Source organism: Streptococcus sp. HMSC34B10, assembly GCF_001839505.1.
GTDB lineage: Bacteria > Bacillota > Bacilli > Lactobacillales > Streptococcaceae > Streptococcus > Streptococcus peroris.
This window is the reverse complement of the sequence record NZ_KV841541.1, coordinates 97,085-123,362: the sequence shown is the minus strand read 5'-3', so window position 1 is coordinate 123,362 and position 26,278 is coordinate 97,085. Positions and strand designations below refer to the sequence as shown.

Annotated in this window: 24 protein-coding genes and 1 pseudogene; 11 read left to right on the top strand and 14 right to left on the bottom strand. The window is 41.1% G+C overall.

Features of this window, described 5'->3' with window-relative positions:
- Window positions 1–36 precede the first annotated feature (36 nt).
- The 3 genes and pseudogenes from HMPREF3237_RS08715 to thrS all read left to right on the top strand — a co-directional run.
- Window positions 37–164: pseudogene (locus HMPREF3237_RS08715) on the top strand (AAA family ATPase); the annotation flags it as partial.
- A gap of 28 nt (window positions 165–192) precedes the next feature.
- Window positions 193–585, top strand: a complete 393-nt coding sequence (locus HMPREF3237_RS00605) for a hypothetical protein (RefSeq protein ID WP_257364339.1) — start codon at window positions 193–195, stop codon at window positions 583–585.
- An 87-nt stretch (window positions 586–672) separates the two neighbouring features.
- Window positions 673–2,616 carry a threonine--tRNA ligase gene (thrS, locus tag HMPREF3237_RS00600; RefSeq protein WP_070888473.1) on the top strand — a complete coding sequence of 648 codons (1,944 nt, stop codon included), beginning with the start codon at window positions 673–675 and terminating at the stop codon, window positions 2,614–2,616.
- Between the two features lie 359 nt (window positions 2,617–2,975).
- Here thrS and HMPREF3237_RS00595 read toward each other — a convergent pair whose 3' ends face one another.
- From HMPREF3237_RS00595 to HMPREF3237_RS00585, 3 genes are all read right to left on the bottom strand, one after another.
- Window positions 2,976–4,025 (bottom strand): TIGR00341 family protein, encoded by a 1,050-nt coding sequence (locus HMPREF3237_RS00595; RefSeq protein WP_070888472.1) that lies wholly within the window; start codon window positions 4,023–4,025, stop codon window positions 2,976–2,978.
- A 310-nt stretch (window positions 4,026–4,335) separates the two neighbouring features.
- On the bottom strand, window positions 4,336–5,310 hold the full coding sequence (locus tag HMPREF3237_RS00590; RefSeq protein WP_070888471.1) for a sensor histidine kinase: 975 nt from the start codon (window positions 5,308–5,310) through the stop codon (window positions 4,336–4,338).
- Complete coding sequence (locus HMPREF3237_RS00585; RefSeq protein ID WP_006149950.1) at window positions 5,303–5,980, bottom strand: response regulator transcription factor; 678 nt, start codon at window positions 5,978–5,980, stop codon at window positions 5,303–5,305. Before HMPREF3237_RS00585 ends, HMPREF3237_RS00590 begins: the two co-directional genes overlap by 8 nt.
- A 95-nt stretch (window positions 5,981–6,075) precedes the next feature.
- Here HMPREF3237_RS00585 and HMPREF3237_RS00580 point away from each other — a divergent pair, with 95 nt between their 5' ends.
- Both HMPREF3237_RS00580 and HMPREF3237_RS00575 read left to right on the top strand, forming a co-directional pair.
- Complete coding sequence (locus HMPREF3237_RS00580; protein ID WP_070888470.1) at window positions 6,076–7,152, top strand: DUF2974 domain-containing protein; 1,077 nt, start codon at window positions 6,076–6,078, stop codon at window positions 7,150–7,152.
- Window positions 7,153–7,258: 106 nt separating this feature from the next.
- The gene (locus HMPREF3237_RS00575; protein ID WP_070888469.1) at window positions 7,259–7,888 is read left to right on the top strand and encodes an MBL fold metallo-hydrolase; all 630 of its coding nucleotides are present in this window, start codon (window positions 7,259–7,261) and stop codon (window positions 7,886–7,888) included.
- Window positions 7,889–7,926: 38 nt separating this feature from the next.
- Here the strand turns inward: HMPREF3237_RS00575 and HMPREF3237_RS00570 are convergent, their stop codons facing one another.
- Entirely contained in the window at window positions 7,927–9,819 is a 1,893-nt protein-coding gene (locus HMPREF3237_RS00570; RefSeq protein ID WP_070888468.1) for a M13 family metallopeptidase, read from the bottom strand.
- 179 nt (window positions 9,820–9,998) lie between these two features.
- On the opposite strand from HMPREF3237_RS00570, the gene HMPREF3237_RS00565 reads away from it, so the two are divergent.
- The 6 genes from HMPREF3237_RS00565 (at window position 9,999) to HMPREF3237_RS00540 (ending at window position 14,712) form a co-directional block, all read left to right on the top strand.
- Window positions 9,999–10,721 carry a metal ABC transporter ATP-binding protein gene (locus HMPREF3237_RS00565; RefSeq protein ID WP_006145914.1) on the top strand — a complete coding sequence of 241 codons (723 nt, stop codon included), beginning with the start codon at window positions 9,999–10,001 and terminating at the stop codon, window positions 10,719–10,721.
- The gene (locus HMPREF3237_RS00560; protein ID WP_006145915.1) at window positions 10,718–11,566 is read left to right on the top strand and encodes a metal ABC transporter permease; all 849 of its coding nucleotides are present in this window, start codon (window positions 10,718–10,720) and stop codon (window positions 11,564–11,566) included. Before HMPREF3237_RS00565 ends, HMPREF3237_RS00560 begins: the two co-directional genes overlap by 4 nt.
- A gap of 31 nt (window positions 11,567–11,597) precedes the next feature.
- The gene (locus HMPREF3237_RS00555) at window positions 11,598–12,527 is read left to right on the top strand and encodes a metal ABC transporter substrate-binding protein (RefSeq protein WP_070888467.1); all 930 of its coding nucleotides are present in this window, start codon (window positions 11,598–11,600) and stop codon (window positions 12,525–12,527) included.
- Between the two features lie 118 nt (window positions 12,528–12,645).
- Window positions 12,646–13,140 carry a thiol peroxidase gene (gene tpx, locus HMPREF3237_RS00550; protein ID WP_006145917.1) on the top strand — a complete coding sequence of 165 codons (495 nt, stop codon included), beginning with the start codon at window positions 12,646–12,648 and terminating at the stop codon, window positions 13,138–13,140.
- An 81-nt stretch (window positions 13,141–13,221) separates the two neighbouring features.
- Entirely contained in the window at window positions 13,222–13,872 is a 651-nt protein-coding gene (locus tag HMPREF3237_RS00545; protein ID WP_006145918.1) for a metal-dependent transcriptional regulator, read from the top strand.
- Between the two features lie 138 nt (window positions 13,873–14,010).
- A complete protein-coding gene (locus HMPREF3237_RS00540) occupies window positions 14,011–14,712 on the top strand; it encodes a nicotinamide mononucleotide transporter (protein WP_070888466.1) in 702 nt (233 codons plus the stop codon).
- A gap of 116 nt (window positions 14,713–14,828) precedes the next feature.
- Here the strand turns inward: HMPREF3237_RS00540 and dtd are convergent, their stop codons facing one another.
- From dtd to pnp, 10 genes are all read right to left on the bottom strand, one after another.
- On the bottom strand, window positions 14,829–15,272 hold the full coding sequence (gene dtd / locus HMPREF3237_RS00535) for a D-aminoacyl-tRNA deacylase (protein WP_070888465.1): 444 nt from the start codon (window positions 15,270–15,272) through the stop codon (window positions 14,829–14,831).
- A gap of 30 nt (window positions 15,273–15,302) precedes the next feature.
- The gene (locus tag HMPREF3237_RS00530; RefSeq protein WP_070888464.1) at window positions 15,303–17,519 is read right to left on the bottom strand and encodes a RelA/SpoT family protein; all 2,217 of its coding nucleotides are present in this window, start codon (window positions 17,517–17,519) and stop codon (window positions 15,303–15,305) included.
- A gap of 142 nt (window positions 17,520–17,661) precedes the next feature.
- Window positions 17,662–18,792, bottom strand: coding sequence for an ABC transporter ATP-binding protein (locus tag HMPREF3237_RS00525; RefSeq protein WP_006145922.1), 1,131 nt, complete (start codon window positions 18,790–18,792; stop codon window positions 17,662–17,664).
- A 112-nt stretch (window positions 18,793–18,904) separates the two neighbouring features.
- On the bottom strand, window positions 18,905–19,774 hold the full coding sequence (locus HMPREF3237_RS00520; RefSeq protein ID WP_070888463.1) for a helix-turn-helix domain-containing protein: 870 nt from the start codon (window positions 19,772–19,774) through the stop codon (window positions 18,905–18,907).
- A gap of 3 nt (window positions 19,775–19,777) precedes the next feature.
- A complete protein-coding gene (locus HMPREF3237_RS00515; RefSeq protein WP_070888462.1) occupies window positions 19,778–20,164 on the bottom strand; it encodes a Mini-ribonuclease 3 in 387 nt (128 codons plus the stop codon).
- On the bottom strand, window positions 20,157–21,500 hold the full coding sequence (cysS, locus tag HMPREF3237_RS00510) for a cysteine--tRNA ligase (protein WP_070888461.1): 1,344 nt from the start codon (window positions 21,498–21,500) through the stop codon (window positions 20,157–20,159). The genes HMPREF3237_RS00515 and cysS overlap by 8 nt, the downstream gene beginning before the upstream one ends.
- Before the next feature lie 41 nt (window positions 21,501–21,541).
- Window positions 21,542–22,306 carry a nucleoside phosphorylase gene (locus tag HMPREF3237_RS00505; RefSeq protein ID WP_006145926.1) on the bottom strand — a complete coding sequence of 255 codons (765 nt, stop codon included), beginning with the start codon at window positions 22,304–22,306 and terminating at the stop codon, window positions 21,542–21,544.
- A 4-nt stretch (window positions 22,307–22,310) separates the two neighbouring features.
- Complete coding sequence (locus HMPREF3237_RS00500) at window positions 22,311–23,177, bottom strand: GNAT family N-acetyltransferase (RefSeq protein ID WP_070888460.1); 867 nt, start codon at window positions 23,175–23,177, stop codon at window positions 22,311–22,313.
- A gap of 12 nt (window positions 23,178–23,189) precedes the next feature.
- Complete coding sequence (gene cysE / locus HMPREF3237_RS00495) at window positions 23,190–23,807, bottom strand: serine O-acetyltransferase (protein ID WP_006145928.1); 618 nt, start codon at window positions 23,805–23,807, stop codon at window positions 23,190–23,192.
- Window positions 23,808–23,821: 14 nt separating this feature from the next.
- The gene (gene pnp / locus HMPREF3237_RS00490; protein WP_070888459.1) at window positions 23,822–26,026 is read right to left on the bottom strand and encodes a polyribonucleotide nucleotidyltransferase; all 2,205 of its coding nucleotides are present in this window, start codon (window positions 26,024–26,026) and stop codon (window positions 23,822–23,824) included.
- Window positions 26,027–26,278 lie beyond the last annotated feature (252 nt).

Below are 26,278 nucleotides of genomic sequence, written 5' to 3'. Positions count from 1 at the left end.
AAGTCTAAACTGATACTACTCTACTAACTTTTATGAAAACATAAAACGGTGGCCACGTTAGAGCCAATCAGAGGTGTCCCTCTTTTTTGAGGAACATAAATGAAGGTGGAACCACGTTGCGACGTCCTTTTTGGATGTCGCTTTTTTGTTTGGAGAATAGTTAATCGCAAAAAAGTGAAGATGGAGATTGATATGAAGAAAACATTGTTCTGGGTGATCGCCTGTATTTACCTTATCGTCTATGTATGGCTAATGAAAACTCTTAGTCTATGGGGTTTAGAGTACATCGTTGTCTTTTCATTTTTTTTATTAATTCCTCTTATACCATTTCTTGCTCCTTTTCTCGGTATCTTAATGTTTTTCAACAACAAGAAACTTGTGATAGCAGGATATCTTTTAAGTCTTACTGCCGGTGTTTATCTGTTCAATGCACTCAGAAGCTATCCGATAAGGATATACATGAGTGGTGAAATGACTGATGAACAATATATGTCTTTAATCCTTTCCTTAGTAAGTTATTTACTTATTTCTACAGTTTGTTTTGTTTATAGAATGAAAATGTTAGAACATCATTCAGTTAGATAAGCAAATATTATTGTTCTTTATAACTAACCCTTTGCTATTTCTTCAAACCTCAATTTTAAATGATGATAAATTTTTAAGGAGAAAATCATGATTCAAATTACTTTCCCTGATGGCGCTGTTCGTGAATTCGAATCTGGCGTTACTACTTTTGAAATTGCCCAATCTATCAGCAATTCTCTAGCTAAAAAAGCTCTTGCTGGTAAATTCAATGGCAAACTCATCGACACAACTCGTGACATCACTGAAGATGGAAGCATTGAAATCGTGACACCTGATCACGAAGATGCTCTTCCAATCTTGCGTCACTCAGCGGCTCACTTGTTTGCTCAAGCGGCTCGTCGCCTCTTCCCAGATATCCACTTGGGTGTCGGCCCAGCTATTGAAGATGGATTCTACTATGATACGGATAATCAAGCCGGTCAAATCTCAAACGAAGATCTTCCTCGTATCGAAGAAGAGATGAAGAAAATCGTGAAAGAAAACTTCCCATCTATTCGTGAAGAAGTGACTAAAGACCAAGCGCGTGAAATCTTCAAAAATGATCCATACAAATTAGAATTGATCGAAGAACACTCTGAAGACGCTGGTGGCTTGACCATCTACCGTCAAGGTGAATACGTAGACCTCTGCCGTGGCCCACACGTCCCATCGACAGGTCGTATCCAAATCTTCCACCTCTTGAATGTTGCGGGTGCTTACTGGCGTGGTAATAGCGACAATGCTATGATGCAACGGATCTACGGTACAGCTTGGTTTGATAAGAAAGATTTGAAGGACTATCTTCAAAGGCGTGAAGAAGCCAAAGAACGTGACCACCGTAAACTTGGAAAAGAACTTGATTTGTTCATGATTTCTCAAGAAGTTGGTCAAGGTCTTCCATTCTGGTTGCCAAACGGTGCAACGATTCGTCGGATACTCGAACGCTATATCGTGGATAAGGAAGTGGCTGCGGGCTACCAACACGTTTACACTCCACCAATTGCTTCTGTTGAACTGTATAAGACTTCAGGTCACTGGGACCACTACCGTGAAGATATGTTCCCTCCAATGGATATGGGAGATGGGGAAGAATTTGTTCTTCGTCCAATGAACTGTCCACACCACATCGAAGTCTACAAACACCATGTTCACTCTTACCGTGAATTGCCAATCCGTATCGCTGAAATCGGTATGATGCACCGTTATGAAAAATCAGGCGCCCTTACAGGTCTTCAACGTGTCCGTGAAATGTCACTGAACGATGGACATACCTTCGTTGCTCCAGAACAAATCGAAGATGAATTCAAGAAAATCCTCCAATTGATTATTGATGTTTATGAAGATTTCAACTTGACGGATTACCGCTTCCGTTTGTCTTATCGTGATCCTGCAGATAAGCACAAATACTTTGACAATGATGAAATGTGGGAAAATGCTCAACGCATGTTGAAAGCAGCCGTTGATGATATGGGTGTTGAATACTACGAAGCTGAAGGGGAAGCCGCATTCTACGGACCAAAATTAGATATCCAAATGAAGACAGCTCTTGGAAAAGAAGAAACTCTCTCTACTATCCAGCTTGACTTCTTGTTGCCAGAACGCTTTGATCTCCACTATATCGGAGCTGATGGCGAAGAACACCGTCCAGTTATGATTCACCGTGGAGTTATCTCAACCATGGAACGCTTCACAGCCATCCTGATTGAAAACTACAAGGGGGCCTTCCCAACATGGCTCGCTCCTCACCAAGTCACTGTGATTCCTGTTTCAAACGAAAAACATGTGGACTACGCTTGGGAAGTAGCGAAGAAACTTCGTGACCGTGGTGTCCGTGTCGATGTCGATGAACGCAATGAAAAAATGCAGTTCAAGATTCGTGCTTCTCAAACTCAGAAGATTCCTTACCAATTGATCGTTGGGGACAAGGAAATGGAAGAGAATGCTGTTAATGTCCGCCGCTACGGTCAAAAAGAAACAGAAACCATGCCAGTAGATGCATTTGTCGAATTGATTCTTGCTGATATCGCCAACAAATCACGAGTTGAGAAATAAGAAATAAAAGCTGGGTTAAGATTTCCAGCTACCTAAAAAAGAGGTTGGGACAAAAGATCCCGACCTCTCTTTTTATTAGCAATCAAACTTTGACGCGGTAGCTGATTGAACTTTTTGTTCGTCTTTTAGACTCCAAAAAGCTCCTAATCATCCTCGCGGGGCTGAGACTACGAAATCAAGACTTTGTCTATCGATTTCTGTCCCACCGCCTTTTTATATTTTGACTAAGCTGAGCTAGTAGTGATTGGTTAAACTACCACAAATGGCAGCCTCATCAACTATCCTTTCTACCCACTAACTTTTGGTTATAAGATATCCTCCCAAGATTTGCTTCCATGAGTTAGATAAGTTGACTATCCTCAATCCTTGTCTGCTTCGTTCTCTTTTACGAGATCTTTTTGTGAATCTTTTTCAGAGAGTTTTTGATCGATATACTTGTTAATGGTTTCGTAAAATTCCTTGGTCGTCTCACTATCTAATTTTGTCGAATTATGGACTTGATTGACTTTCAATTGAACAGATTGAATACCGTAAGAGGCCTGCTTTTGGCGAATGGTTTCTAATTCTTCTTCTGAAATCGGATCTCCAACAACTGTCAAGACCAATTCATTGCTACTTGACTTGTAGACTTGATTAATGATCGTATGATTGGCGAACTCCTTTCCTACAAACTGTTTGATCCCTTCTTTTCGCGCTTGATCCATCGTCAGAGTGACTGCTGAATAGCTGGCTGGAAGAACCAATAATACAATCAAGGAGATCAAGCCAATTTTCATTTTAATGTTTAGCTCTTTAAATGAACTTAAGGGAGATTTTCTCATCATAATTCTTGTTCCAACAATGTTGCTTAGCATGATAAAGACACAGTTGATCAAGAAAAGATAAAGAGCCCCAAATAAAAATCGTAAATTTCCATTAGCTAAACCATAACCTGCAGTGCAGATAGGTGGCATCAGAGCTGTTGCAATGGCTACTCCTGGCACGATATTGTTTGCTTCTTTTTTCCTTGAACCAATGACACCTGCTATCCCACCAGCAATAGCAATGAGAACATCCCAAATGGTTGGAGAGGTTCGTGCAATCAACTCGCTACTTGCATAAGATAAGGGAGAAATCCAGAAATACAGAGTCGAGACAAGCAAACTGACCAATACTTGAGTAAATAAAACCTCTAGAGATTGCTTGATTAAACGCGTATCAAAAATAGCTAAACCAAACCCCAGTCCAACAATCGGTGTCATAAGAGGGGAAATTAGCATAGCTCCAATAATGACAGCTGTTGAATTCATATTTAGACCTATAGAGGCAATAAAAATCGCACACATCAAAATCACTGTATCTCTTAATCGAACATGAAGGTCATCATATAGTTTCTCGCGGAATTCACGTGTTGAATAGTTTCCGGACATTGGTTACTCCTTTTATTTCATATAATCTTGTTTCTGCATGGATGATGGTAGAGAGACTTCTGTCCAATCTTACATATTTTTAATTCTCATCTGTCATTCTTTTGAACATTATCTTTTAAATATCCGTCAGTCCATCCTACATATTATATCAAAAATTTTACAGCCTTTCTCTGAAGAACTCAATCAATTTAAAAGATAGATAACGGAAAAAATTCCAGTTACCTTTTTCTTTGTTCTATCCTTATTTCTCACTATATAGAAATCTAAAGAAGAGCTTGAAAGGTTTCTTTCAAGCTCTTAGCATTTCTTTTTACTCAACAATCAAGTTCACTTCCGCAAACTTAATTCGCACGGTTGTTCCTTGACCAAGTTCAGATTCGATACGGATTTGATGACCTAATTCTTGGCTGATTTTCTGGGTTAGATAGAGCCCAAGTCCAGATGATTGCTGGGTTATTCGACCATTATATCCTGAAAATCCACGTTCAAAGACTCGCAACCGATCACTGTTTTTGATACCAATCCCAGTATCTTTGATGCAAAGGTCTGAACCTTCCATGTAGATTTCAACCCCACCTTCATTTGTGTACTTGAGGCTATTTGAAAGGATTTGTTCAATGACTACCAACAGCCATTTCTTATCCGTAACAATCTTTCTATCCAAGTCATGCAGATCGATACTAAGACCTTTCTGGATAAAGAAAATGGCATATTTGCGAATGACTTCCTTGACCAGGTCTTCTATATTTTCTTTCTTCAAAACCAAATCATCATGGAAGCTTTCTAAGCGTAGATATTGGAGTACGAGATTGGTATATGAATCAATCTTAAAAATTTCCTGCTCCAACTGTTGTTTTAGTTGGCGATCTGTCACCTCACTTACAAGGAGTTTACTGGCTGCAATTGGTGTTTTTATCTGATGAACCCAGAGTGTATAGTAGTCCACCAAATCATTATAGCGGTTTTCAGCATCTGATTTCTTTTGATAGAGTTCCTCTTCACGTTTTTCTAATTTTTCAGTTAGAAGGACTTCCATTGGTGACTTAGCTTTTCTTTCGCCATAGAGCAATTCCTTACGATAACGTTGCAATTCTATCAAGAAATCAAATACCAAAAACAAAAATGTCAAAAATGTAGATAGAAAGAAGAAATAGTTTAAGTAGGGCACTTGGTTATCAAACAAGATTTCAAAGAGAAAAAGCAAACCTGTAAGCGATAGAATAAAAGCAAAAAAACGGCTACGCGAACGGATATAAGCTAGAAAAAAACTTTTAATATCAAGCATGTTTCAATCCATACCCTATCCCTTTCTTAGTCTCAATAAATCCTACCAAACCTTGTTCTTCCAATTTTTTACGCAAGCGAGCGACATTAACAGACAAGGTATTGTCGTCGATAAAAAAGTCACTATTCCATAGTTCTCTCATCAAATCATCACGCGCTACGATATTTCCTGCGTGTTCAAATAAAACACGCAGGATTTGAAATTCATTCTTTGTCAGCGTAATTGCCTGTCCCTCAACATGCAGATCCATAGACTTGGTATTGAGGATAACTCCTGCATACTCCAAGAGACTTTCATCCCGCCCAAACTCATAGGAGCGACGCAATAAACCCTGTACCTTGGCTAAAAGCACTTGCTGATCAAATGGCTTGGTCACAAAATCATCTGCCCCCATATTAATAGCCATCACGATGTCCATAGCCTGGTCTCTAGAAGACAGAAACATAATGGGAACCTTGGAAATCTTGCGGATTTCCTGACACCAATGATAACCATTAAAGAGAGGCAACCCAATATCCATCAGAACTAGATGTGGCTCAGACTGAACAAATAGCGTTAAAACTTCCATGAAGTCTTCAACCATGACTACCTCAAAACCCCATTCGGAGAGCATTTTCCCAACTTGTTGACGGATGACTGGGTCATCTTCTACTAGTAAAATCTTATGCATCTGCTCCTCCTTTTTCTATATTATAGCAAAATTCTCCTGACTACTAGCGAAATTGATGCAAATCTGATATGATAAAAGTTAAGAAAGGAATTCTCATGGCCAATATTTTTGACTACCTAACTGATGTTCAATACGATTCTTTTTACGATATTCCCTTGAATGAACTAGATATACTTGCTTTTACAGAGCTGACCTATCTTCCTTTTGATAACTTATTGGACCAGCCTGCCAATCGTTTAAGCGATGTCGCAACACGTGTCCCGCGAGAAAGCACCATGCTGACCAATAAAGAACGTCTGCAACTTTTAGACCAGCTTGCTCAACACAAACGTTTTAGAAATTGCAAGCTATCAAACTTTGTCAACGATATTGATGTGGAACTTCAAAAGCAATTTGCTGCTATGACCTATCGCCTGAATCTAGATACTTATCTCATTGTCTTTCGAGGTACAGACGATAGTATTATTGGTTGGAAGGAAGATTTCCACATGACCTACATGAAGGAAATCCCTGCCCAAAAGCATGCTCTTGAGTATTTGGAAGATTTCTTTGCCCAACATCCAAAACAGAAAGTGATGGTTGCTGGACATTCTAAAGGTGGAAATCTAGCTGTCTTTGCTGCTAGTCAGATCCAGCCTGAATTGCAGGAAAAGATATCGGCAGTTTATACCTATGATGCCCCTGGTCTCCAAACTGAACTAACTGAATCTACCGGCTATCAGCAAGTGATTCCAAAAATTCACAGGTACGTCCCACAAGGTTCTGTTATAGGCATGATGCTAGAAGTTCCCGATACGCCTATTGTCGTCAAATCTACAGCTCTTGGTGGCATCGCTCAACATAATACTTTCAGCTGGGTGACAGAAGGACAGCACTTTGTCCAACTAGAAGAAATTAGTAGTGAAAGTCTACAAATCAAAGACACTCTTAAAGAATGGGTGGACAGTGTGCCCGATGAGGAATTAGAACTCTATTTTGATCTCTTCTTTGGCACGATTATGGAATCAGGGATTCATTCTATCAACGATTTGTCCTCTTTCAATGCCATCGAGCACATTCGCCAACTAATTTCCCAAGCCCAAACACTGGAACCTGAGCAAGTTGAAACCTTAAAAAATCTGACACAACTCCTACTAGACGCTCGCTTTCAAGCTTGGAAAAATCATTTTTAATGGATTAGAAAGTTCCTTCCTTTGTGGAGGGACTTTCTTGTTGATTTCTTATTTTATTCTTCTGTGTTATACTTATAGTAGTATATTCTTTGAAAGAGGAAATCCTATGAAAATCCATAAAACTGTGAATCCTGTCGCCTATGAAAACACTTATTATCTTGAAGGAGACCAACACCTGATTGTAGTCGATCCTGGTAGCAACTGGGAGGCTATTCGCAAAACTATCGAAAATATTAACAAACCAGTCTGTGCCATTCTCCTGACCCACACTCACTACGACCATATTATGAGTCTTGACTTGGTCAGAGATACTTATGGAAATCCTCCAGTCTATGTAGCAGAAAGTGAAGCTTCTTGGCTCTATACTCCTGTTGACAACCTTTCAGGTCTCCCTCGACATGACGATATGGCGGATGTCATCTGCAAACCAGCTGAACACACTTATGTCTTTCATGAAGAATACCAGATTGAAGAATTCCGCTTCACAGTCTTACCAACGCCAGGCCACTCTATCGGTGGAGTTTCATTGGTTTTCCCAGATGGACACTTGGTCTTAACGGGAGATGCCCTTTTCCGAGAAACCATTGGTCGGACAGATTTGCCAACTGGTAGTATGGAACAACTCCTTCATAGTGTCCAAACCCAGCTCTTTCCTCTCACAAACTACGATGTCTATCCAGGACATGGTCCGGCTACGACCATCGCTCACGAAAAAACTTTCAATCCATTTTTCTAAAACATAAAAACCAAGGACAATCATCCTTGGTTTTTTGATTACCAAATAATCACACGGTCTTCTGGTGAGCGCCACATGCCGTCGCCTTCTTTGACATCATAGGTCGTAAAGAAGTCGTCAAAGTTTGGCACTTGGACGTTAACACGGAGTTTAGCTGGGGCGTGCACATCAACGCTGGCCATGAGTTTCATCAACTCTGGACGGCCTTTCATACGCCAGATACGAGCAAAGTTATGGAAGAACTCTTCAGCTGAGAAATCTGGTTCTCTCTTAGCAGCTTCAAGCGCTGCAGCGATTCCTCCAAGGTCGGCAACGTTTTCTGACACGGTTAGTTTCCCATTGATTTTTGCACCGTAAGATTCTTGACCATCAAACTGGTCGATAACCTTCTGCGTTTTTTCTTTAAAGGCAGCATAGTCGTTCTCTGTCCACCAATCCTTGAGACTTCCATTTTCATCAAAGGAAGCTCCATTAGTATCAAAGGCGTGAGAAATTTCATGGGCAATAACCGCTCCGATACCACCATAGTTGGCAGAAGATGACTGATGCAAGTCATAGAATGGTGCCTGTAAGATAGCAGCAGGGAAGACAATCAAGTTCTTTTGTGGATTGTAGTAGGCATTGACCATATGAGCAGGCATTCCCCACTCCTTGTAGTCAACCGGCTGATTCCACTTGCTCCAGCTGTGCTTGATTTCCACACGCGCAAAGGCTAGGGCATTTTCAAAGAGGCTAGCAGATTCATCCACTACCTTGTCCTTATAGCGAGCTGGCAGTTCTTCTGGATAACCGATATAAGGCTTGATGACATTGAGTTTGACGATGGCTTTTTCTCGAGTTTCAGGAGTCAGCCAGTCATTTTTAGCCAAACGTTCCTTATAAACGTCAATCATGGTCGCTACTTTTTTCTCTACGTCTGCCTTGGCATCTGGAGAGAATTTTTCGTGAGCATACCAAAGACCGAGGGCTTGTTTGAATGGTCCTTGAGCTAAATGGTAAGCAGCCTTGCGTTTGTCTTGAGCCTCTGGAACTCCTGAAAGAGCTCGTCCGTAGGCACCTGACAAGATACGAATCTCATCTGTCAGATAACTAGTCGAAAGATTGACCACACTCAAGATCAAGCTTGCCTTGAGTAAAGGCCAAGCTTCCTCACTATAAAATTGCTCTGCTGCTTGCCAGAAACGTTCTTCATCTACGATAACCTTATCTGGAGTTTGTCCAATCACAGCTTGGAAAAAGTCATCCAATGGAAGGGCAGGCGCAAACTTTTTGAAATCTTCATAAGAATACGGATGGTAAAGTTTGGCATACTCTGAACTCTCTTCGTTTGAAAGTACGACAGCTGCGATACGGCGGTCCAATTCCAATCGTTTCTCTAACAAGTCCTCGATTTCTTCATCTGAGAAATTATAGGCTTTGAGGAGATTGTCAGTACTTTCTTTCCAAAGGTTCAATAATTCCTCACGCTGAGGATGGTCTTCCGCATAGTAGGTTGTATCAGGCAAGATTGTTCCTGGAGCACTAGCCCAGAGAACATTGATTCTAGCGTCCATAAAGTCTGGTGATACTCCAAATGGAAGGAAGTTTGGTTTGCCAGCTAATTCAAACTCGGCTAATTTGCTTGCGAAATCCGCAAAACTTTCTAAATTCTGGTATTCCTTAAGCAAAGGAAGGACTGGATTGATGCCATCTGCTTCTCGTTTGTCAAAATCTCTGACCATACGATGGTACTTAACAAAGTTTGCCAAGATAGCATCTTCTGGCACATCTTCACCTGCCAACCATTTGTCGGTTGTTGTTAGCATCAACTCTTCGATTTCTTCGTCAAGGTCGATAAAACCACCTGTTCTCGATTTATCTGCTGGAATAACAGCAGTCTTTTCCCACTCACCATTTATGGCATCATAAAAATCATCTTGATAACGTGTCATCTTGTTCTCGCTTTCCTATTTTCACTTATTCTTAGCTTAGCAAAAATCCCTAGGGATTGCAATTAAAAATGCCGAGTTGCCTTCTTATTTTAATCATTAATATTTTAAATTTTTTCCAAAATTAACTTGACTTAAAAATAAAATTAAGGTATATTAAAAAACAGGAGGAATACAAGTGTATGATACGTATCGAAAACCTCAGTGTCTCCTACAAAGAAACGTTGGCACTAAAGGATATTTCACTAGTGCTCCAAGGACCAACGATTACCGGGATTATTGGTCCAAACGGCGCTGGAAAATCAACCTTATTAAAAGGGATGTTGGGCATTATCCCACATGAAGGACATGCTTTTATCGATGATAAAGAAATGAACAAATCTCTAAAGAAAGTTGCCTATGTCGAGCAAAAAATTCATATTGACTACAACTTTCCTATCAAGGTAAAAGAATGTGTCTCTCTGGGACTCTATCCATCCATTCCACTCTTTCATACCTTGAAGGCAAAGCACTGGGAAAAGGTGGCTGAAGCACTAGAAATTGTTGGACTTTCTGACTACGCAGATCGTCAGATTAGTCAACTTTCTGGTGGCCAATTCCAGCGTGTCTTGATTGCCCGCTGTCTAGTTCAAGATGCTGATTATATTCTCTTAGACGAGCCCTTTGTTGGGATTGACTCTGTCAGTGAGGAAATCATCATGAATACGCTGAGAGATCTTAAAAAGGCTGGGAAGGCGGTTCTCATCGTTCACCACGACCTCAGCAAGGTTCCCCACTACTTCGATCAAGTCTTGCTTGTCAATCGAGAAGTGATTGCCTTTGGTCCAACCAAAGAAACCTTTACCGAAGCCAATCTCAAAGAAGCTTACGGTAATCGACTCTTTTTCAATGGAGGTGACCTATGATTGCAGAATTTATCGATGGATTGCAAAAATTCCATTTCTTACAAAATGCCTTGATAACAGCCATTGTCATCGGTATTGTGGCTGGAGCGGTCGGATGCTTTATCATTCTACGCGGGATGTCACTCATGGGAGATGCCATTTCACATGCTGTCTTGCCAGGTGTAGCCCTCTCCTTTATCTTAGGCGTTGACTTCTTTATCGGAGCCATTGTCTTTGGACTGCTAGCTGCTATCATCATTACCTACATCAAGGGAAACTCGATTGTCAAAAGCGATACCGCCATCGGCATTACCTTTTCTTCTTTCTTAGCCCTCGGTATCATCTTGATTAGTGTCGCTAAAAGTTCAACTGACCTTTTCCATATCCTTTTTGGTAATATTCTTGCTGTTCAAGATACAGATATGTTTATTACTATGGGTGTAGGGGCAGCCATTCTCTTGTTAATCTGGATTTTCTTCAAGCAACTCTTGATAACGTCCTTTGATGAACTCTTGGCTAAAGCCATGGGAATGCCTGTCAATTTCTATCACTACTTACTCATGGTACTCCTAACTCTCGTGTCTGTGACAGCCATGCAAAGTGTCGGAACCATACTTATCGTAGCCATGCTGATTACCCCAGCTGCGACTGCTTATCTCTATGCTAATAGCCTGAAAAGCATGATTTTTCTTTCCTCAACCTTTGGAGCAACAGCTTCAGTTTTGGGACTCTTTATCGGCTATAGCTTTAACGTTGCGGCAGGTTCTAGTATCGTGCTTACAGCCGCTAGTTTCTTTCTCATTAGCTTCTTTATCGCTCCAAAACAACGATATTTGAAACTGAAAAATAAACATTTGTTAAAATAAGGGGAAAAACCCCAATAAATTGGAGGATCAAATGAAAAAATTAGGTACATTAGTCATTCTCTTTCTTTCCGTCATTGCTCTGGTAGCATGTTCTACTGGAAAGAAAGATGCAGCTTCTGGTCAAAAACTAAAAGTTGTTGCTACAAACTCAATCATTGCTGATATTACTAAAAACATTGCAGGAGATAAGATTGATCTTCACAGTATCGTGCCTGTTGGACAAGATCCACACGAGTACGAACCACTACCAGAAGACGTCAAGAAAACTTCACAAGCTGACTTGATCTTCTACAATGGCATCAATCTTGAAACAGGTGGAAATGCCTGGTTTACAAAATTGGTAGAAAATGCTAAGAAAACTGAAAACAAAGACTACTTTGCAGTCAGCGAAGGCGTTGATGTTATCTACCTTGAAGGCCAAAACGAAAAAGGCAAAGAAGACCCACATGCTTGGCTCAACCTCGAAAACGGGATCATCTATGCTCAAAACATTGCCAAACAGCTCATCGCTAAAGATCCTAACAACAAGGAATTCTACGAAAAAAATCTCAAAGAATACACTGAAAAACTAGACAAGCTTGACAAGGAAGCCAAAGAGAAATTTAACACGATCCCTGCTGACAAGAAACTCATCGTAACCAGCGAAGGATGTTTCAAATACTTCTCTAAAGCTTACGGTGTCCCAAGCGCCTACATCTGGGAAATCAACACCGAAGAAGAAGGAACACCTGACCAAATCAAGACTCTGGTTGAAAAACTTCGCCAAACAAAGGTACCATCTCTCTTTGTCGAATCCAGTGTCGATGACCGTCCAATGAAGACTGTTTCTAAAGACACAAACATCCCAATCTACGCTCAAATCTTTACGGATTCAATCGCTGAAGAAGGTAAAGAAGGCGATAGCTACTACAACATGATGAAATACAATCTTGAAAAGATTGCTGAAGGTTTGTCTAAATAAACAATAAAAACGTCATTCTCCTTGAATTGACGTTTTTATCTGTTCAATTTCCGGTCAAATTATTGGGAAAATCTAATGTTTCAATGTAAAATAAAAGAAAAAAAGATTGGAGTAGCTTATGACTACATTCCTTGGAAACCCTGTGACTTTTACTGGAAAACAACTACAAGTTGGAGACAAGGCACTTGACTTTTCTCTCACTACGACTGATCTCTCAAAAAAAACACTAGCTGACTTTGAAGGTAAGATAAAGATTTTGAGTGTCATTCCTTCTATTGACACTGGTATCTGTTCACTTCAGACTCGTCGCTTTAACCAAGAGCTAGCCAGTTTAGACAACACTGTAGTCGTAACAGTATCAATGGATCTTCCATTTGCTCAAAAGCGCTGGTGTGGTGCAGAAGGAATTGAAAATGCCATCATGCTATCAGACTACTTCGACCACTCTTTTGGACGCGATTATGCTCTCTTAATCAAAGAATGGCACCTGCTCGCTCGTGCAGTGTTGGTGCTAGATAGTGACAACATCATCCGTTACGTTGAATACGTAGACAATATTAATAGCGAGCCAGATTTTGAAGCAGCTATTGCAGCTGTAAAAGAACTCAACTAAGTTCAGCTCTTGTAGCAATAAGCTAGAGAAATCTAGCTTTTTTTGGTATACTAGATACAGATAATAGACAAGGAAATACGAATGACACCAAATAAAGAAGACTATTTGAAATGTATTTATGAAATTGGCATGGAACTTCCTAAAGTTACTAATAAGGAAATAGCTGCGCGAATGCAGGTATCACCTCCAGCTGTAACCGAAATGATCAAGCGCATGCAAACTGAAAATCTCATCTTTAAAGACAAGGGAAATGGTTATTCACTGACTGATTTTGGACAAATGATAGTCTCAGAATTATACCGTAAACACCGCTTAATTGAGGTTTTCCTAGTTCATCATCTAGACTATACTAGTGACCAAATTCATGAGGAAGCCGAAGTTCTAGAACATACGGTTTCAGACCTTTTTGTGGAGAGATTAGAAAGTATGCTTGGTTTCCCAAAAATGTGCCCACATGGTGGAACAATTCCCTCTAAGGGCGAGCTTCTGGTAGAAATCAACCACCTACCTCTAGCAGATACTAAAGAAACTGGAACCTATCTCCTGACTCGGATTCATGATAACTTTGACCTCCTCAAATATCTTGAAAAACACGGCATCAATATTGGAGACAAACTCCAAGTCAAACAGTTTGATAACTTCTCTAACACCTATACTTTGATTCACAAAAATGAGGAACTGCAAGTAAGTCTAGAAATCGCTAAACAACTTTATGTAGAAAGAATCAACTAAGTTTTTAGAACTGATTTCCGAACGAATCAACATAAAACCCTGAAAGCTCTATTTTCAGGGTTTTATATTGCTATATGACTTGACTTTGCTTTTTCTTAGGTGTAGAATGGACGCAACAAAGAGGAGGGAGACCATCTTATGAAAAAATCACTCAAAATTTTCGCTACATCAAAATGGTTTGACCTATTTGGTGTGGCTTTAGTTGTCGGCATAGCGATTGCATCAGGCTATCTTAACTCAAGATTAGACAAGTTTGTTGATTGGGGAGCATGGACTGCATTTGTTCCATTTGGACTGATTTCAGTTACTAACGTTGGGATTTCAATGTTGTCCACTCGTTTTACTGGTAAATTGAGTAAATGGGGGAATTATTACGGAATTGTCAATACAATCTTATCTGGTACTATTGATTATATCCTCGGAAATAAGGCTGCGATTATCACCTATCCCGTCACCTTTCTTATTTATACCTTTGCCATTAAGAAATGGGAGGCTTCACAAGAAGGTAGACCAAACAAGATGAGCCAAAAACAATTGAAATGGGCAGCCATCATTATTTCAGTCCTAGCCTTCCTATTTGCCTTTGCAACAAACTATATTGGCTATGGGGGCAAGATGAACCTTCTTGCATACGTCACAACGATTGCATTTGGACTTTCATTGATTGCAAATGCCTTGAACGCTCTTAAATTAACGACCCAATGGGAATTTTGGTTGGTTTACAATTTCGTTCAATTATCAAAAGCTAGTATCCAAGGAAATTTTGCCAATATTGGTAAATACATCTTTTACATTATCAATGCTGTAGGTGCTCTATTCGTATGGAATGATAAAGAGTAAACTAAAAAACATTAACCTGTATCTTACTCAATCATCATACTGAATTGTTATCTCTAGCTTTGACAAATAAAGGCTCTATCTCATCTGCTTATTGCAAATAAGATAGAGCCTATTTTTTATCTATTTTTAGTATCAAGGATGATGGTTACCGGGCCATCATTGACCAGTTCCACCTGCATATCTGCTCCAAAGACTCCTGTCTCAACAGAAACTTCCTTGGCTAGTTCCTTGTTAAATTCTTGATAGAAAGCTTCAGCCATATCTGGTTTAGTAGCACTTGTAAAGGCTGGGCGATTGCCTTTTTTGGTATCGGCAAAAAGTGTAAACTGGGATACTGACAGAATTTCTCCTTGGATATCCTTAACAGATAGGTTCATCTTGCCTTCAGTATCTGAGAAAATCCGCATATTGACAAGTTTTCTGACTGCATAATCCAAATCTTCCTGTTGGTCCTCAGGTCCAACACCCACTAAGAGCAAGAGCCCTTGTTTGATTTGACCATGAATCTGCCCATCAATAGAAACCTGAGCTTCCTTGACACGCTGAACGATAATTCTCATAGAAATCCTTTCTAGATCTATCGAGCCAACTTAACCATTGGTCCGTTTGACTGAATAGACTTCTGGTACACTCTTGATCTTATCAACTACAGTAGTTAACGTTGAAAGATTTGAAATTCCAAAGGATACATGGATATTAGCAAATTTCATATCCTTGGTTGGCTGGGCGTTAACCGTTGAGATATTCTTAGTTGTATTGGATAGGACTTGCAAGATATCATTCAAAAGACCAGAACGGTTGAGTCCATAGATGTCGATATGAGCCATATATTCCTTGCTTGAGAATTGGTCTTCCCACTCAACATCAAGTAGACGCTGCTCGTAGTTTTCCTGTGAACGAAGGTTCATACAGTCCACACGATGGATAGCAACACCTCGACCTTTGGTAATATAACCAACGATATCATCACCTGGAACAGGATTACAACATTTGGCAATCCGCACTAAGAGACCAGAGGCACCCTCGATGACAACGCCACCTTCATGCTTAACCTTTAGAGTTTCCTTGTTTTCAACCTTGACTTCGCCACCCTTGACCAGTTCTTCTGCTTCTGCCTTAGCCTTGGCACGTTCTTCTTCACGACGTTCTTTCTCCGTCAAACGGTTAAAGACAGTGATAGCTCCAATTTCTCCAAAACCAATCGCAGCAAAGAGTGCTTCTTCAGTCTTGTAGCTGGTTTTTTGAAGGACTTCATCCATGTGGCGCTTGTCCATAAATTTATTGGCCACATAGCCGTTTTCTTGAAGCTGACTAATCAGCAATTCACGACCTTTATTGATAGACAATTCTTTGTCTTGGTTTTTAAAGAACTGACGAATTTTGTTACGGGCCTTGCTGGTCTTAACCATATTGAGCCAGTCACGGCTTGGTCCAAATGAATTTGGATTGGTGATGATTTCAACCTGGTCACCCGTTTTCAGCTTGGTCGTCAACGGAACCATACGGCCATTAACTTTGGCACCAGTTGCTTTTTCCCCGATCTTGGTATGAATCTCATAGGCAAAGTCAATCGGTCCAGAATCCTTTGGCAGAGAACGAACCGCTCCATCTGGAGTAAAGACATAAATCTCTTCAGCCAGATAGTTTTCTTTTACAGTATCTACAAATTCCTTGGCATCATCTGCCTGGTCTTGGAGCTCCATCATCTCCTTGATCCAGTTCATCCCGATAGCAAATTCCTTGCTATTAACTTGGCCTTTCATTCCTTTTTTGTAGGCCCAGTGAGCCGCAACCCCATACTCAGCAACCTCGTGCATTTCCTTGGTACGGATCTGGAACTCAATCGGTCCTTTTGGTCCATAAACAGTCGTATGGATAGACTGGTAACCATTGGCCTTACGATTGGCAATATAATCCTTGAAACGGCCTGGCATTGGTTTCCAAAGTTCATGAACGTAACCCAACATCGCATAAACATCACTCTGAGTGTCTAAAATACAACGAATGGCAATCAGGTCATAGATTTCCTCAAATCGTTTTTTCTTGTCCTGCATCTTGCGATAGATAGAGTAGATATGCTTTGGACGGCCATAGATTTTTCCTGTAAGGTGGCGCTCAGATGAATATTCCTCAAGCTTCGTCACAACTTCATCGACCAAAGCTTCACGTTCTTGACGTTTTTCCTTCATCATGTGACTAATCTTGTAAAATTCAGTTGGATTGAGATAGCGGAAAGAGAGATCTTCCAGTTCCCACTTCACACTTGAAATCCCTAGTCGGTGAGCAAGCGGTGCGTAGATTTCCATCGTTTCTCGTGAAATTCGCTCTTGTTTGTCTTTACGTAAATGCTTAAGGGTACGCATATTATGCAAGCGATCCGCCAATTTAACCAAGATAACGCGGATATCCTTAGACATAGCCATGAGCATCTTGCGGTGATTTTCAGCGAGCTGTTCTTCAAAAGACTTGTACTCAACCTTACCAAGCTTGGTAACGCCGTCTACAATCACCCGAACATCATGACCAAACTCACGCTCTAAGTCATCCAGGGTAGCATCTGTATCTTCGACCACGTCATGCAAAAAACCACAGGCAACAGAGACAGCATCCAACTTAAGCTTAGCCAAGATACCTGCTACCTGAATAGGGTGGATAATGTAGTGTTCGCCTGATTTACGATACTGTCCACTATGGCATTCTACAGCATAAACCAAAGCCTTATGTACAAAAGCCACATCTTCCTTCGATAAATATTTTTGCGTTAAAGCGACGACTTCATCGCCTGAATAAATTACTTCTTTTGGCATGCATATTCTCCAGTTCTTCCTACCATTTTAACACTTTTTTGTAGATATGAAAACTAGAAAAGCCTATTCTGTAAGACTTTGCCGAACTCTAAAAAAACACTACTAGAGAAACTCTAGTAGTGTTGATTGATTAAAATCTATCTTAGTAAACTGTTCTTTCAGTTTCTACATCAAAGAAGTGTGCTTTGTTCAAGTCAAATCCAAGTTCCACTGTTGCACCAGCTTGCAAGTAATCACGTGCATCAACTTTAGCAACGAATTCATCTTTACCAACTTGGCAGTATAGGTGAGACTCAGAACCAAGCAATTCTGATACAGAGATAGTAGCTTTCACAACTGATTCTGGGAATGTTTCAAGGAAAGCAGGTTCAGAATTCACATCTTCTGGACGAATACCGAAGATCAATTTTTTACCTTCATAACCTTTTTCACGAAGAACTTTCAAAGCACCTTCTGGAACTTTCAAGTTCAAGCCGTCAGCAACGATGTGGTCACCGTTCAATGTAACGTTGATGAAGTTCATAGCTGGGCTTCCGATAAATCCTGCTACAAATTTGTTAACTGGGTTTTTGTAAACTTCTTGAGGAGTACCGATTTGTTCTACACGTCCGATAGTACCTGTACCAGCAGGGTTTTTAGTAGCTGACATGATAACGATACGGTCAGCAAGTGTCATCGCTTCTGTTTGGTCGTGAGTTACGTAGATAGTTGTAGCTCCGATACGACGGTGGATTTTAGCGATTTCAGCACGCATGGATACACGAAGTTTTGCATCCAAGTTTGACAAAGGTTCGTCCATCAAGAATACTTTTGCATCACGGACGATTGCACGACCCATGGCAACACGTTGACGTTGACCACCTGAAAGGTCAGCTGGTTTACGATCCAAGAATTCTTTCAATCCAAGGATTCCAGCTGCTTCTTGTACACGTTGATCAATGTCTTCTTTGCTATATTTACGCAATTTCAAACCGAAAGCCATGTTATCGTATACAGTCATGTGTGGGTAAAGAGCGTAGTTTTGGAATACCATGGCAATATCACGATCTTTTGGAGCTACATCGTTAACAACAACGCCATCGATTGAACATTCACCTTCTGTGATGTCTTCAAGACCTGCAATCATACGAAGAGTAGTTGATTTACCACATCCTGAAGGTCCTACGAAAACGATAAATTCTTTGTCTTTGATATCTAAGTTGAAGTCTTCAACTGAGTAGTGTTCGCTGTTTGGATATTTTTTGTAAATATTTTTAAGATTTAATTCTACCATTTCGGTGAACTCCTTTTGTTTTTTTATAATTTTATTATAGATGAAAACGCTTTATATTTCTATGGCAAGATGACCAAAAAAATAAAAAAGTTCTGTGCAACTTGCACAAAACTCATAAAACATCTGCTAATATCAGTTGATAACACAAGGTAAGATCGGTTAATTCCTTCAACTGAAGCCCTGTTAATTCTTCCCACTTATCAATCTTGTACTGGAGAGAATTACGGTGCAAATAGAGCTTCTGGGCTGTCTTGGTAAGAACTGCACCATTTTCCCAAAGAGAGAGAATAATTTCCTGGATCTGATCCTGATCTAGGATTAGTTGATGGAGATATTCCTTGATAAGGTTGAGATTCACCATTCTTTCTCCCGTACTCCAAAGATAGAGTTGGGAAAAAGTATGAACACCTTGATGACCCTGTCGCCACCAGCTTTTAAACAAATCCCGCTCCTCTTTGATGAGATCTGGCAGAGCCTGATGTCCTGACTGTGACCAGACCTGTCCAAGCATGATGGACAGACGTACACCAAAGTCATACTCTACGGCTTCCAAGGTATCTGTTAAGATAGACCGAACAGAAGTGTATTTGTCCTGTTGGAGAACAAATAGGTAATCCTGAGCTCCCACCTGAAGCACTGTCTCGCAATTAGGAAAGAGAGTTCTCATCATATCTAGCCAAGAAGTTAGGTTTTCCTGTTGGTAATAAGAAAGGTGACAATAGACAACTTGTAGCTTTTTAAAACTTTGCGGTGCTTGTCCCTTGCCCTCAATTAGGTAATGATACCAGGGATTTAAAGAAATTCTTTGCTCCTGCTGGGTTAAGAGAGCCACCAAGTGTCTTTCACGTTCACTAAGACTTGCTTCTTCTAGTAACATCCACTGTTGAGAGGACACTGGAAGTGTCAAAAAACCTTCCTTATCGACTGGCTGTTCTACAATTTGAGCTTGCGGAAACCAGTCCAATAGTTCTGTTGCAATCATTTCCTAGCCCTCCACTTTTTGAATGCACCAAGAAATCAAAGCTTCTAGGCGTTCCACATTTTCAGTCATATGAAGATAACCCATAACCGCTTCAAAACCTGTAGACATTCGGTAGGTCACCACATCTGCATTTTTTGCCTTGGTGTGGCTATTGGTATTGCGACCTCGTTTGTAGATTTCTTCCTCTTTTTCCGTTAGGACTTCTTCTTCAATCATGAGAGAAATCAAGTGTGCTTGAGCCTTAGCCGATACATACTTAGTCGCTTCTTTATGGAGTTTATTGGGCTTGGTCATACCTTTAAAAATCAGATGGCGACGAATATACATCGAATAAACCGCATCTCCTTCAAAGGCTAGAGCAATCCCGTTAATGAGATTGACATCAATCACGTGTCCACCTCACTCCATCCTTGGTATCAAGCAATTTAATCCCTTGTGCAGCTAGTTGGTCACGGATTTGGTCAGCTGTCGCAAAGTCACGATTGGCACGCGCTTCTTGGCGTTTTTGGATTAAGGCTTCAATGTCTTCATCCAAAACTTCCTCAACAAAGACCACTCCAAAGACTTCTAACATAGCTGCAAGAGCTTCCTTAACAGCTGCATCATAGTTGCCTGAGTTGATCCATTTGGCCATTTCAAAAACAACTGTGATTCCATTAGCTGTATTGAAATCCTCATCCATGGCCGCTACAAACTTATCTTTAAAAGCTTGCAACTCCCCCGCATCTACAGTTCCAGTAAATGGTTGCTCATAAGTGTTTTTTAGATACTTGAGATTGGTCTCCGCATCACGCACTGCCTTTTCCGTGAAGTTAATAGGCTTGCGGTAGTGCTGGGTCGCAAAGAAGAAACGTAACACTTGTCCGTCAATCGTTTTGAGGGCATCATGTACGGTGATAAAGTTACCCAAGGACTTGGACATTTTGACATTGTCGATATTGACAAAGCCGTTGTGCATCCAGTAATTGGCAAAGGTCTTGCCTGTTTTAGCCTCAGACTGGGCAATTTCATTGGTATGGTGCGGAAACTCAAGGTCAGCACCACCACCGTGAATATCAATAGTATCACCCAAAATCTCAGTAGACATGACCGAACACTCGATGTGCCAGCCTGGACGACCTGGGCCCCAAGGACTGTTCCAAGAAATCTCACCTGGTTTGGCAGCTTTCCAAAGGGCAAAATCTACTGGATTTTCCTTGCGAGCTGTTTCTTCATCTGTACGACCTGAAGCACCTAACTCCAAGTCTTCTAATGTTTTGTTAGCCAACTTAGCATAGTTGTGGGATTTTTCTACACGAAAATAGACATCTCCTTGGCTCTCATAGGCATATCCTTTTTCAATCAAGTCTTCTACAAAGCGGATAATGTCATCCATAAACTCAACCACACGCGGATGACGAGTTGCAGGTTTCACGCCAAGAGCCGTCACATCCTCACGAAATGCAGCGATGTACTTGTCTGCCACTTCCTGAGGAGTAATGCCTTCTTCTTTGGCACGGTTAATGATCTTATCATCCACATCGGTAAAGTTGGAAATGTAGGCAACTTCGTAGCCACGATACTCAAAGTAGCGACGAATCGTGTCAAAAGCTACCGTCGAGCGGGCATTCCCAACGTGGATATAGTTGTAAACAGTTGGCCCACAAACATACATGCGGACCTTCCCTTCCTCGATGGGAATAAATTCTCGCAAATCACGAGACATGGTATCATAAATTTTTAACACGCTTCATTTCCTTTCTGTTTCTAGATTTTGAATCTATATACTTATTTTTCCAATGCTAACGCTATACTGACAGCAATCTCAAAGAAAGTCATAGCATCCGTTTTTCTATCCTCACGTCTAGCATCCCATTCGTGATTGTGATGATCCACATAGTCAGCCGTGTAGAAAAATTGATAAACCTTGGCTTGTCGATATTGGGCCCAAGCCATAATAGCTGAAGCTTCCATATCTACAACTGTCGCTCCTGCTGCTAGTCTTCGTTTAACCTTAGCTGCTGTTTCACGATAGAAGGCATCTGTTGTCCAAGACTTTGTTCGAATATGCTCAATACCAGCTTTGTTCAAAGCGTTCTCTATAGTTGAGAGAAGCGTTTCATCATAAGAAATCTCATCACTTGCTGGAGCATAATGGTAACTGGTCCCTTCATCACGTAAAGCTGAACTTGGTAGGATAATCTTATCTGCTTGGATGGACTGGTCCAGAACTCCACAAGATCCTAAAACGATAAAGTTGTTGAAACCTCTCGCTTTGAGTTCTTCTAAGAAACCCACAACCATTGAAGCACCAATAGTAGCCATAGTAACTGCAAGTTTAAGTCCATCTACTTCATAGATGTACCATGGAAATTTGCCATTTAGATTGGTAAGGTAGCCACCTTCATAGACTCCGTCCATCTGCTTGACTCTTTCCACTATCTCTCCATTAAAAGACAGAATAATCGTCTGACAAATCTCTCCACCACTAAGAAGGCTTCGATCAGTTGGCTCTATAACCGCAGGTACATTTTCAAATTCTTCTAGTAACATCTATTCACTCTTTCCTGTCTAAATAAACCACCTGAGTCTGTTTGACAAAGCCAATTTTTTCATACAATCGCTTGGCACCTACGTTGCTATCTTCTACTGCAATTTGGAACTCCTTATCATTTTGCTCAATAAGTTGGTTGACGAGGGATTTTGCTAAATAACTTCCGTAGCCTTTTCCACGTTCAAGTTCAGATATTGCTAAACCGTAGAAGTAATTGGTATTACTCGATAAATCAACCGTGCAAGTCCCAATAACCTGACCATTTTTTAATAAAATATATAGGCGACTTTCTGGATCTTTCAGAGCCTCAGCGACATATCTATCCACAACTTCTCTCGATTCATGTTCCTCTGAAAATGCCTGAAATTTTAACTGACTAATTTGCTCCTGATACGAACTATCTGCTAACAAAACTTCAAGATTAGAGACAGTTGCTAACAGATAAGGTCTTCTATCCTTACCTAACCAAGTTTCTGTCTCTTCATCCTCAACCAGTCCCCAATTGCTGACAAAATCAGGATGACGGTCTAGAAAAATACGTTCTGTCTGAAAAGTCACTGAACGAATATGGAAAGAAGCCGTTTCTTTCTCAAAACTCGTAAACAATGCACGTGCAATTCCCTGACGGCGATGATTTGGATGGACCAGTATCGCTACTTCCACATCTTGGTCATCTGCATAGACGGTTAATAGGCCAACAAGTTCACCTTTTTCGTAATAAAGAAAAAAGGCGGGCATGTTGGGGTCAAAATTGAGCATATTGGAGAGATAAGGCTCCCGAAAAGTACCGTCATAGTTCTGACAAACGGCAATAAGGGCCTTTGCTTCCAGTAGTTGGTGGTCATTCAATGTATTGGTTGATTGAATCACGTAAATATCTCCTTACAAACTGGATGAACGATGACTTGCTTCTCTAGCCTGCTCGAGTTTATTGACATAATATTCCCGTTTTTCTTCGACTTCATGAATGGTTGGTTCATCCTTTTGTCCATGAACACGGACAATCTTGGCAGGAATACCGACAACCGTCACATCACTAGGAACATCTGCCACAACGACCGCAGCAGCACCGACTTTGGCATTTTCACCGATTTCCACCGGTCCGATAACTTGGGCATGAGCAGATATAAGCGCTCCTTTACGAACAGTTGGGTGGCGTTTCCCAACATCCTTACCTGTCCCACCAAGGGTTACCCCGTGATAGAGAAGGACTCCCTTTTCGACAATGGCCGTTTCTCCAATCACTAGACCGGAACCGTGGTCGATAAAGACCCCTGAGTCTATCTGGGCTCCAGGGTGAATCTCAATTTGCGTCCAAAAGCGCCAAAATTGGCTGTGCATCCGAGCCAATATTTTAAAACCATGATTCCAGAGAAAATGAGAGAGACGGTGGGCAGCCAAAGCCTTCACACCTGGATAGGTCAGCAAAACCTCCAAAGTGGTGCGAGCCGCTGGATCATTTTCTTTTACGATGTCAATGGTTTCACGCCACCATCCCATACATTTCTCCTTTCTTATTCTGAGTCTTTTGGTGTATTTGTAAATTCTTTCTTAGGTTTGTGGTCCTTATGATGATGACGAGGTCCCTTTTCCCCTTTTTCTTCTGCATTTTCAGGTTTTGGTGGACGTGGCAAGAGAGCTTTCATAGAAGCATCAATCCGTCCTTTTTCATCAATCTTGATGATCTTGACATCCACTTCATCACCAATGGCAACAACGTCTTCGACACGATTGGTACGTGTCCAAGCCATTTCAGAGATATGAACAAGGGCATCTGTCTTATCAAAGAGGTTGACAAAGGCACCGAATTTTTCGATACGAACAACTTTGGCATGATAAACTTCGTCCACTTTGGCTTCACGAACCAAACCAGCAATGATTTCTTTGGTACGATTGATGGCATCTTGGTCGCTAGAGTAGATAGATACATTTCCTTCTTCGTCGATATCAATCTTAACGCCTGTTTCAGCGATGATCTTATCGATTGTTTCTCCACCTTTACCGATGACAATCTTAATCTTGTCCACATCGATTTTGATGGTATCAATTTTCGGAGCAGTTGGTGCCAATTCTGGACGAACTTCTGGAATGGTAGCTTCGATGACGTCAAGGATTTCAAAACGAGCTTTCTTGGCTTGAGCAAGAGCTTCTGTCAAGATTTCTGCAGTAATCCCTTGAATCTTGATATCCATTTGTAGGGCTGTAATCCCGTCACGAGTACCTGCAACCTTGAAGTCCATATCTCCAAAGTGGTCTTCCAAACCTTGGATATCTGTCAATACTGTATAGTTGTTTCCATCTGAGATGAGACCCATAGCAATACCTGCTACAGGAGCCTTGATTGGCACACCACCAGCCATAAGAGCAAGTGTTCCCGCACAGATAGAGGCTTGAGATGAAGAACCATTTGATTCCAAGACTTCCGCCACCAGACGAATAGCATATGGGAATTCTTCCAAGCTTGGCAAGACTTGAGCAAGGGCACGCTCACCAAGAGCACCGTGACCAATTTCACGACGACCAGGCGCACCATAACGACCCGTTTCCCCTACAGAGTATTGAGGGAAGTTATAGTGGTGCATGAAGCGTTTCTTGTACTCTGGATCCAAACCATCGATGATTTGGGTTTCACCCATTGGTGCCAAGGTCAAGATAGAAAGGGCCTGAGTTTGTCCACGAGTGAATAGACCTGAACCGTGCACACGAGGAAGGAAGTCGACTTGCGCATCCAACGGACGGATTTCATCAACCTTACGGCCGTCAGGACGAACCTTGTCTTCAGTAATCAAACGGCGCACTTCTGCATGTTCCATTTGTTCCAAGATTTCAGCCACATCACGCATGATACGGTCAAATTCTTCGTGGTCTGCATATTTTTCTTCGTAAGCAGCAATGACTTGGTCTTTCACTGCTTGAGTTGCAGCTTCACGCGCCAATTTTTCTTCAACTTGAACAGCTTTTTGAAGGTCACTATTGTAGGCTGCGATAATTTCGGCTTGCAATGCAGCATCTACATGAAGCAATTCTACTTCTGCTTTTTCTTTACCGACTGCCGCAACGATTTCTTCTTGGAAGGCAATCAATTCTTTGACAGCTTCGTGTCCTTTAAGAAGAGCTTCCAACATTATTTCTTCTGACAATTCTTTGGCACCAGACTCTACCATGTTGATAGCATGCTTGGTACCTGCTACTGTCAATTCAAGAAGCGAGCGCTCTGCTTGCTCTTGAGTTGGGTTGATGATGATTTCCCCATCGACATATCCTACTTGTACCCCAGCGATTGGTCCGTCAAATGGAATATCTGAGATAGAAAGCGCCAAGGATGAACCGAACATAGCTGCCATTGGTGCAGATGCATTTTCATCATAAGAAAGAACCGTGTTAATCACTTGCACTTCATTACGGAAACCTTCCGCAAACATTGGACGGATTGGACGGTCAATCAAACGCGCTGTCAAAGTCGCATCTGTTGAAGGACGTCCTTCACGTTTCATAAAGCCACCAGGAAACTTCCCAGCTGCATACATTTTTTCTTCGTAGTTGACTTGAAGAGGGAAGAAATCCCCAGTTGACATTTTGTTAGACATGACAGCTGCCGTTAAGACAGTTGACTCACCGTAACGCACGACAACAGAGCCATTTGCTTGCTTAGCAACCTGACCAGTCTCTACGATCAACTCACGACCCGCAAAAGTCGTTTGAAACACTTGTTTTGTCATTGTAATCCCCTTTGGATTGATAAAATTATACGCCTTGCCTACAAAGATCAAGATACAAAGCCGTTAAGCAACTCAAAGGAAAATAGGAAATCGGACGACGGAGCGACTGCTCCTAGGCAGATTTATCTTTTTCCACAGAGTTGTAGGCGTGTTCAATTCTCAAGATACAAATCATTAGAAAGGTTTGATACTAAAGCATCTAAACCTTGCAGTTTAAATGTATTGTATTATTTAATACCCTCATCTTTGTAT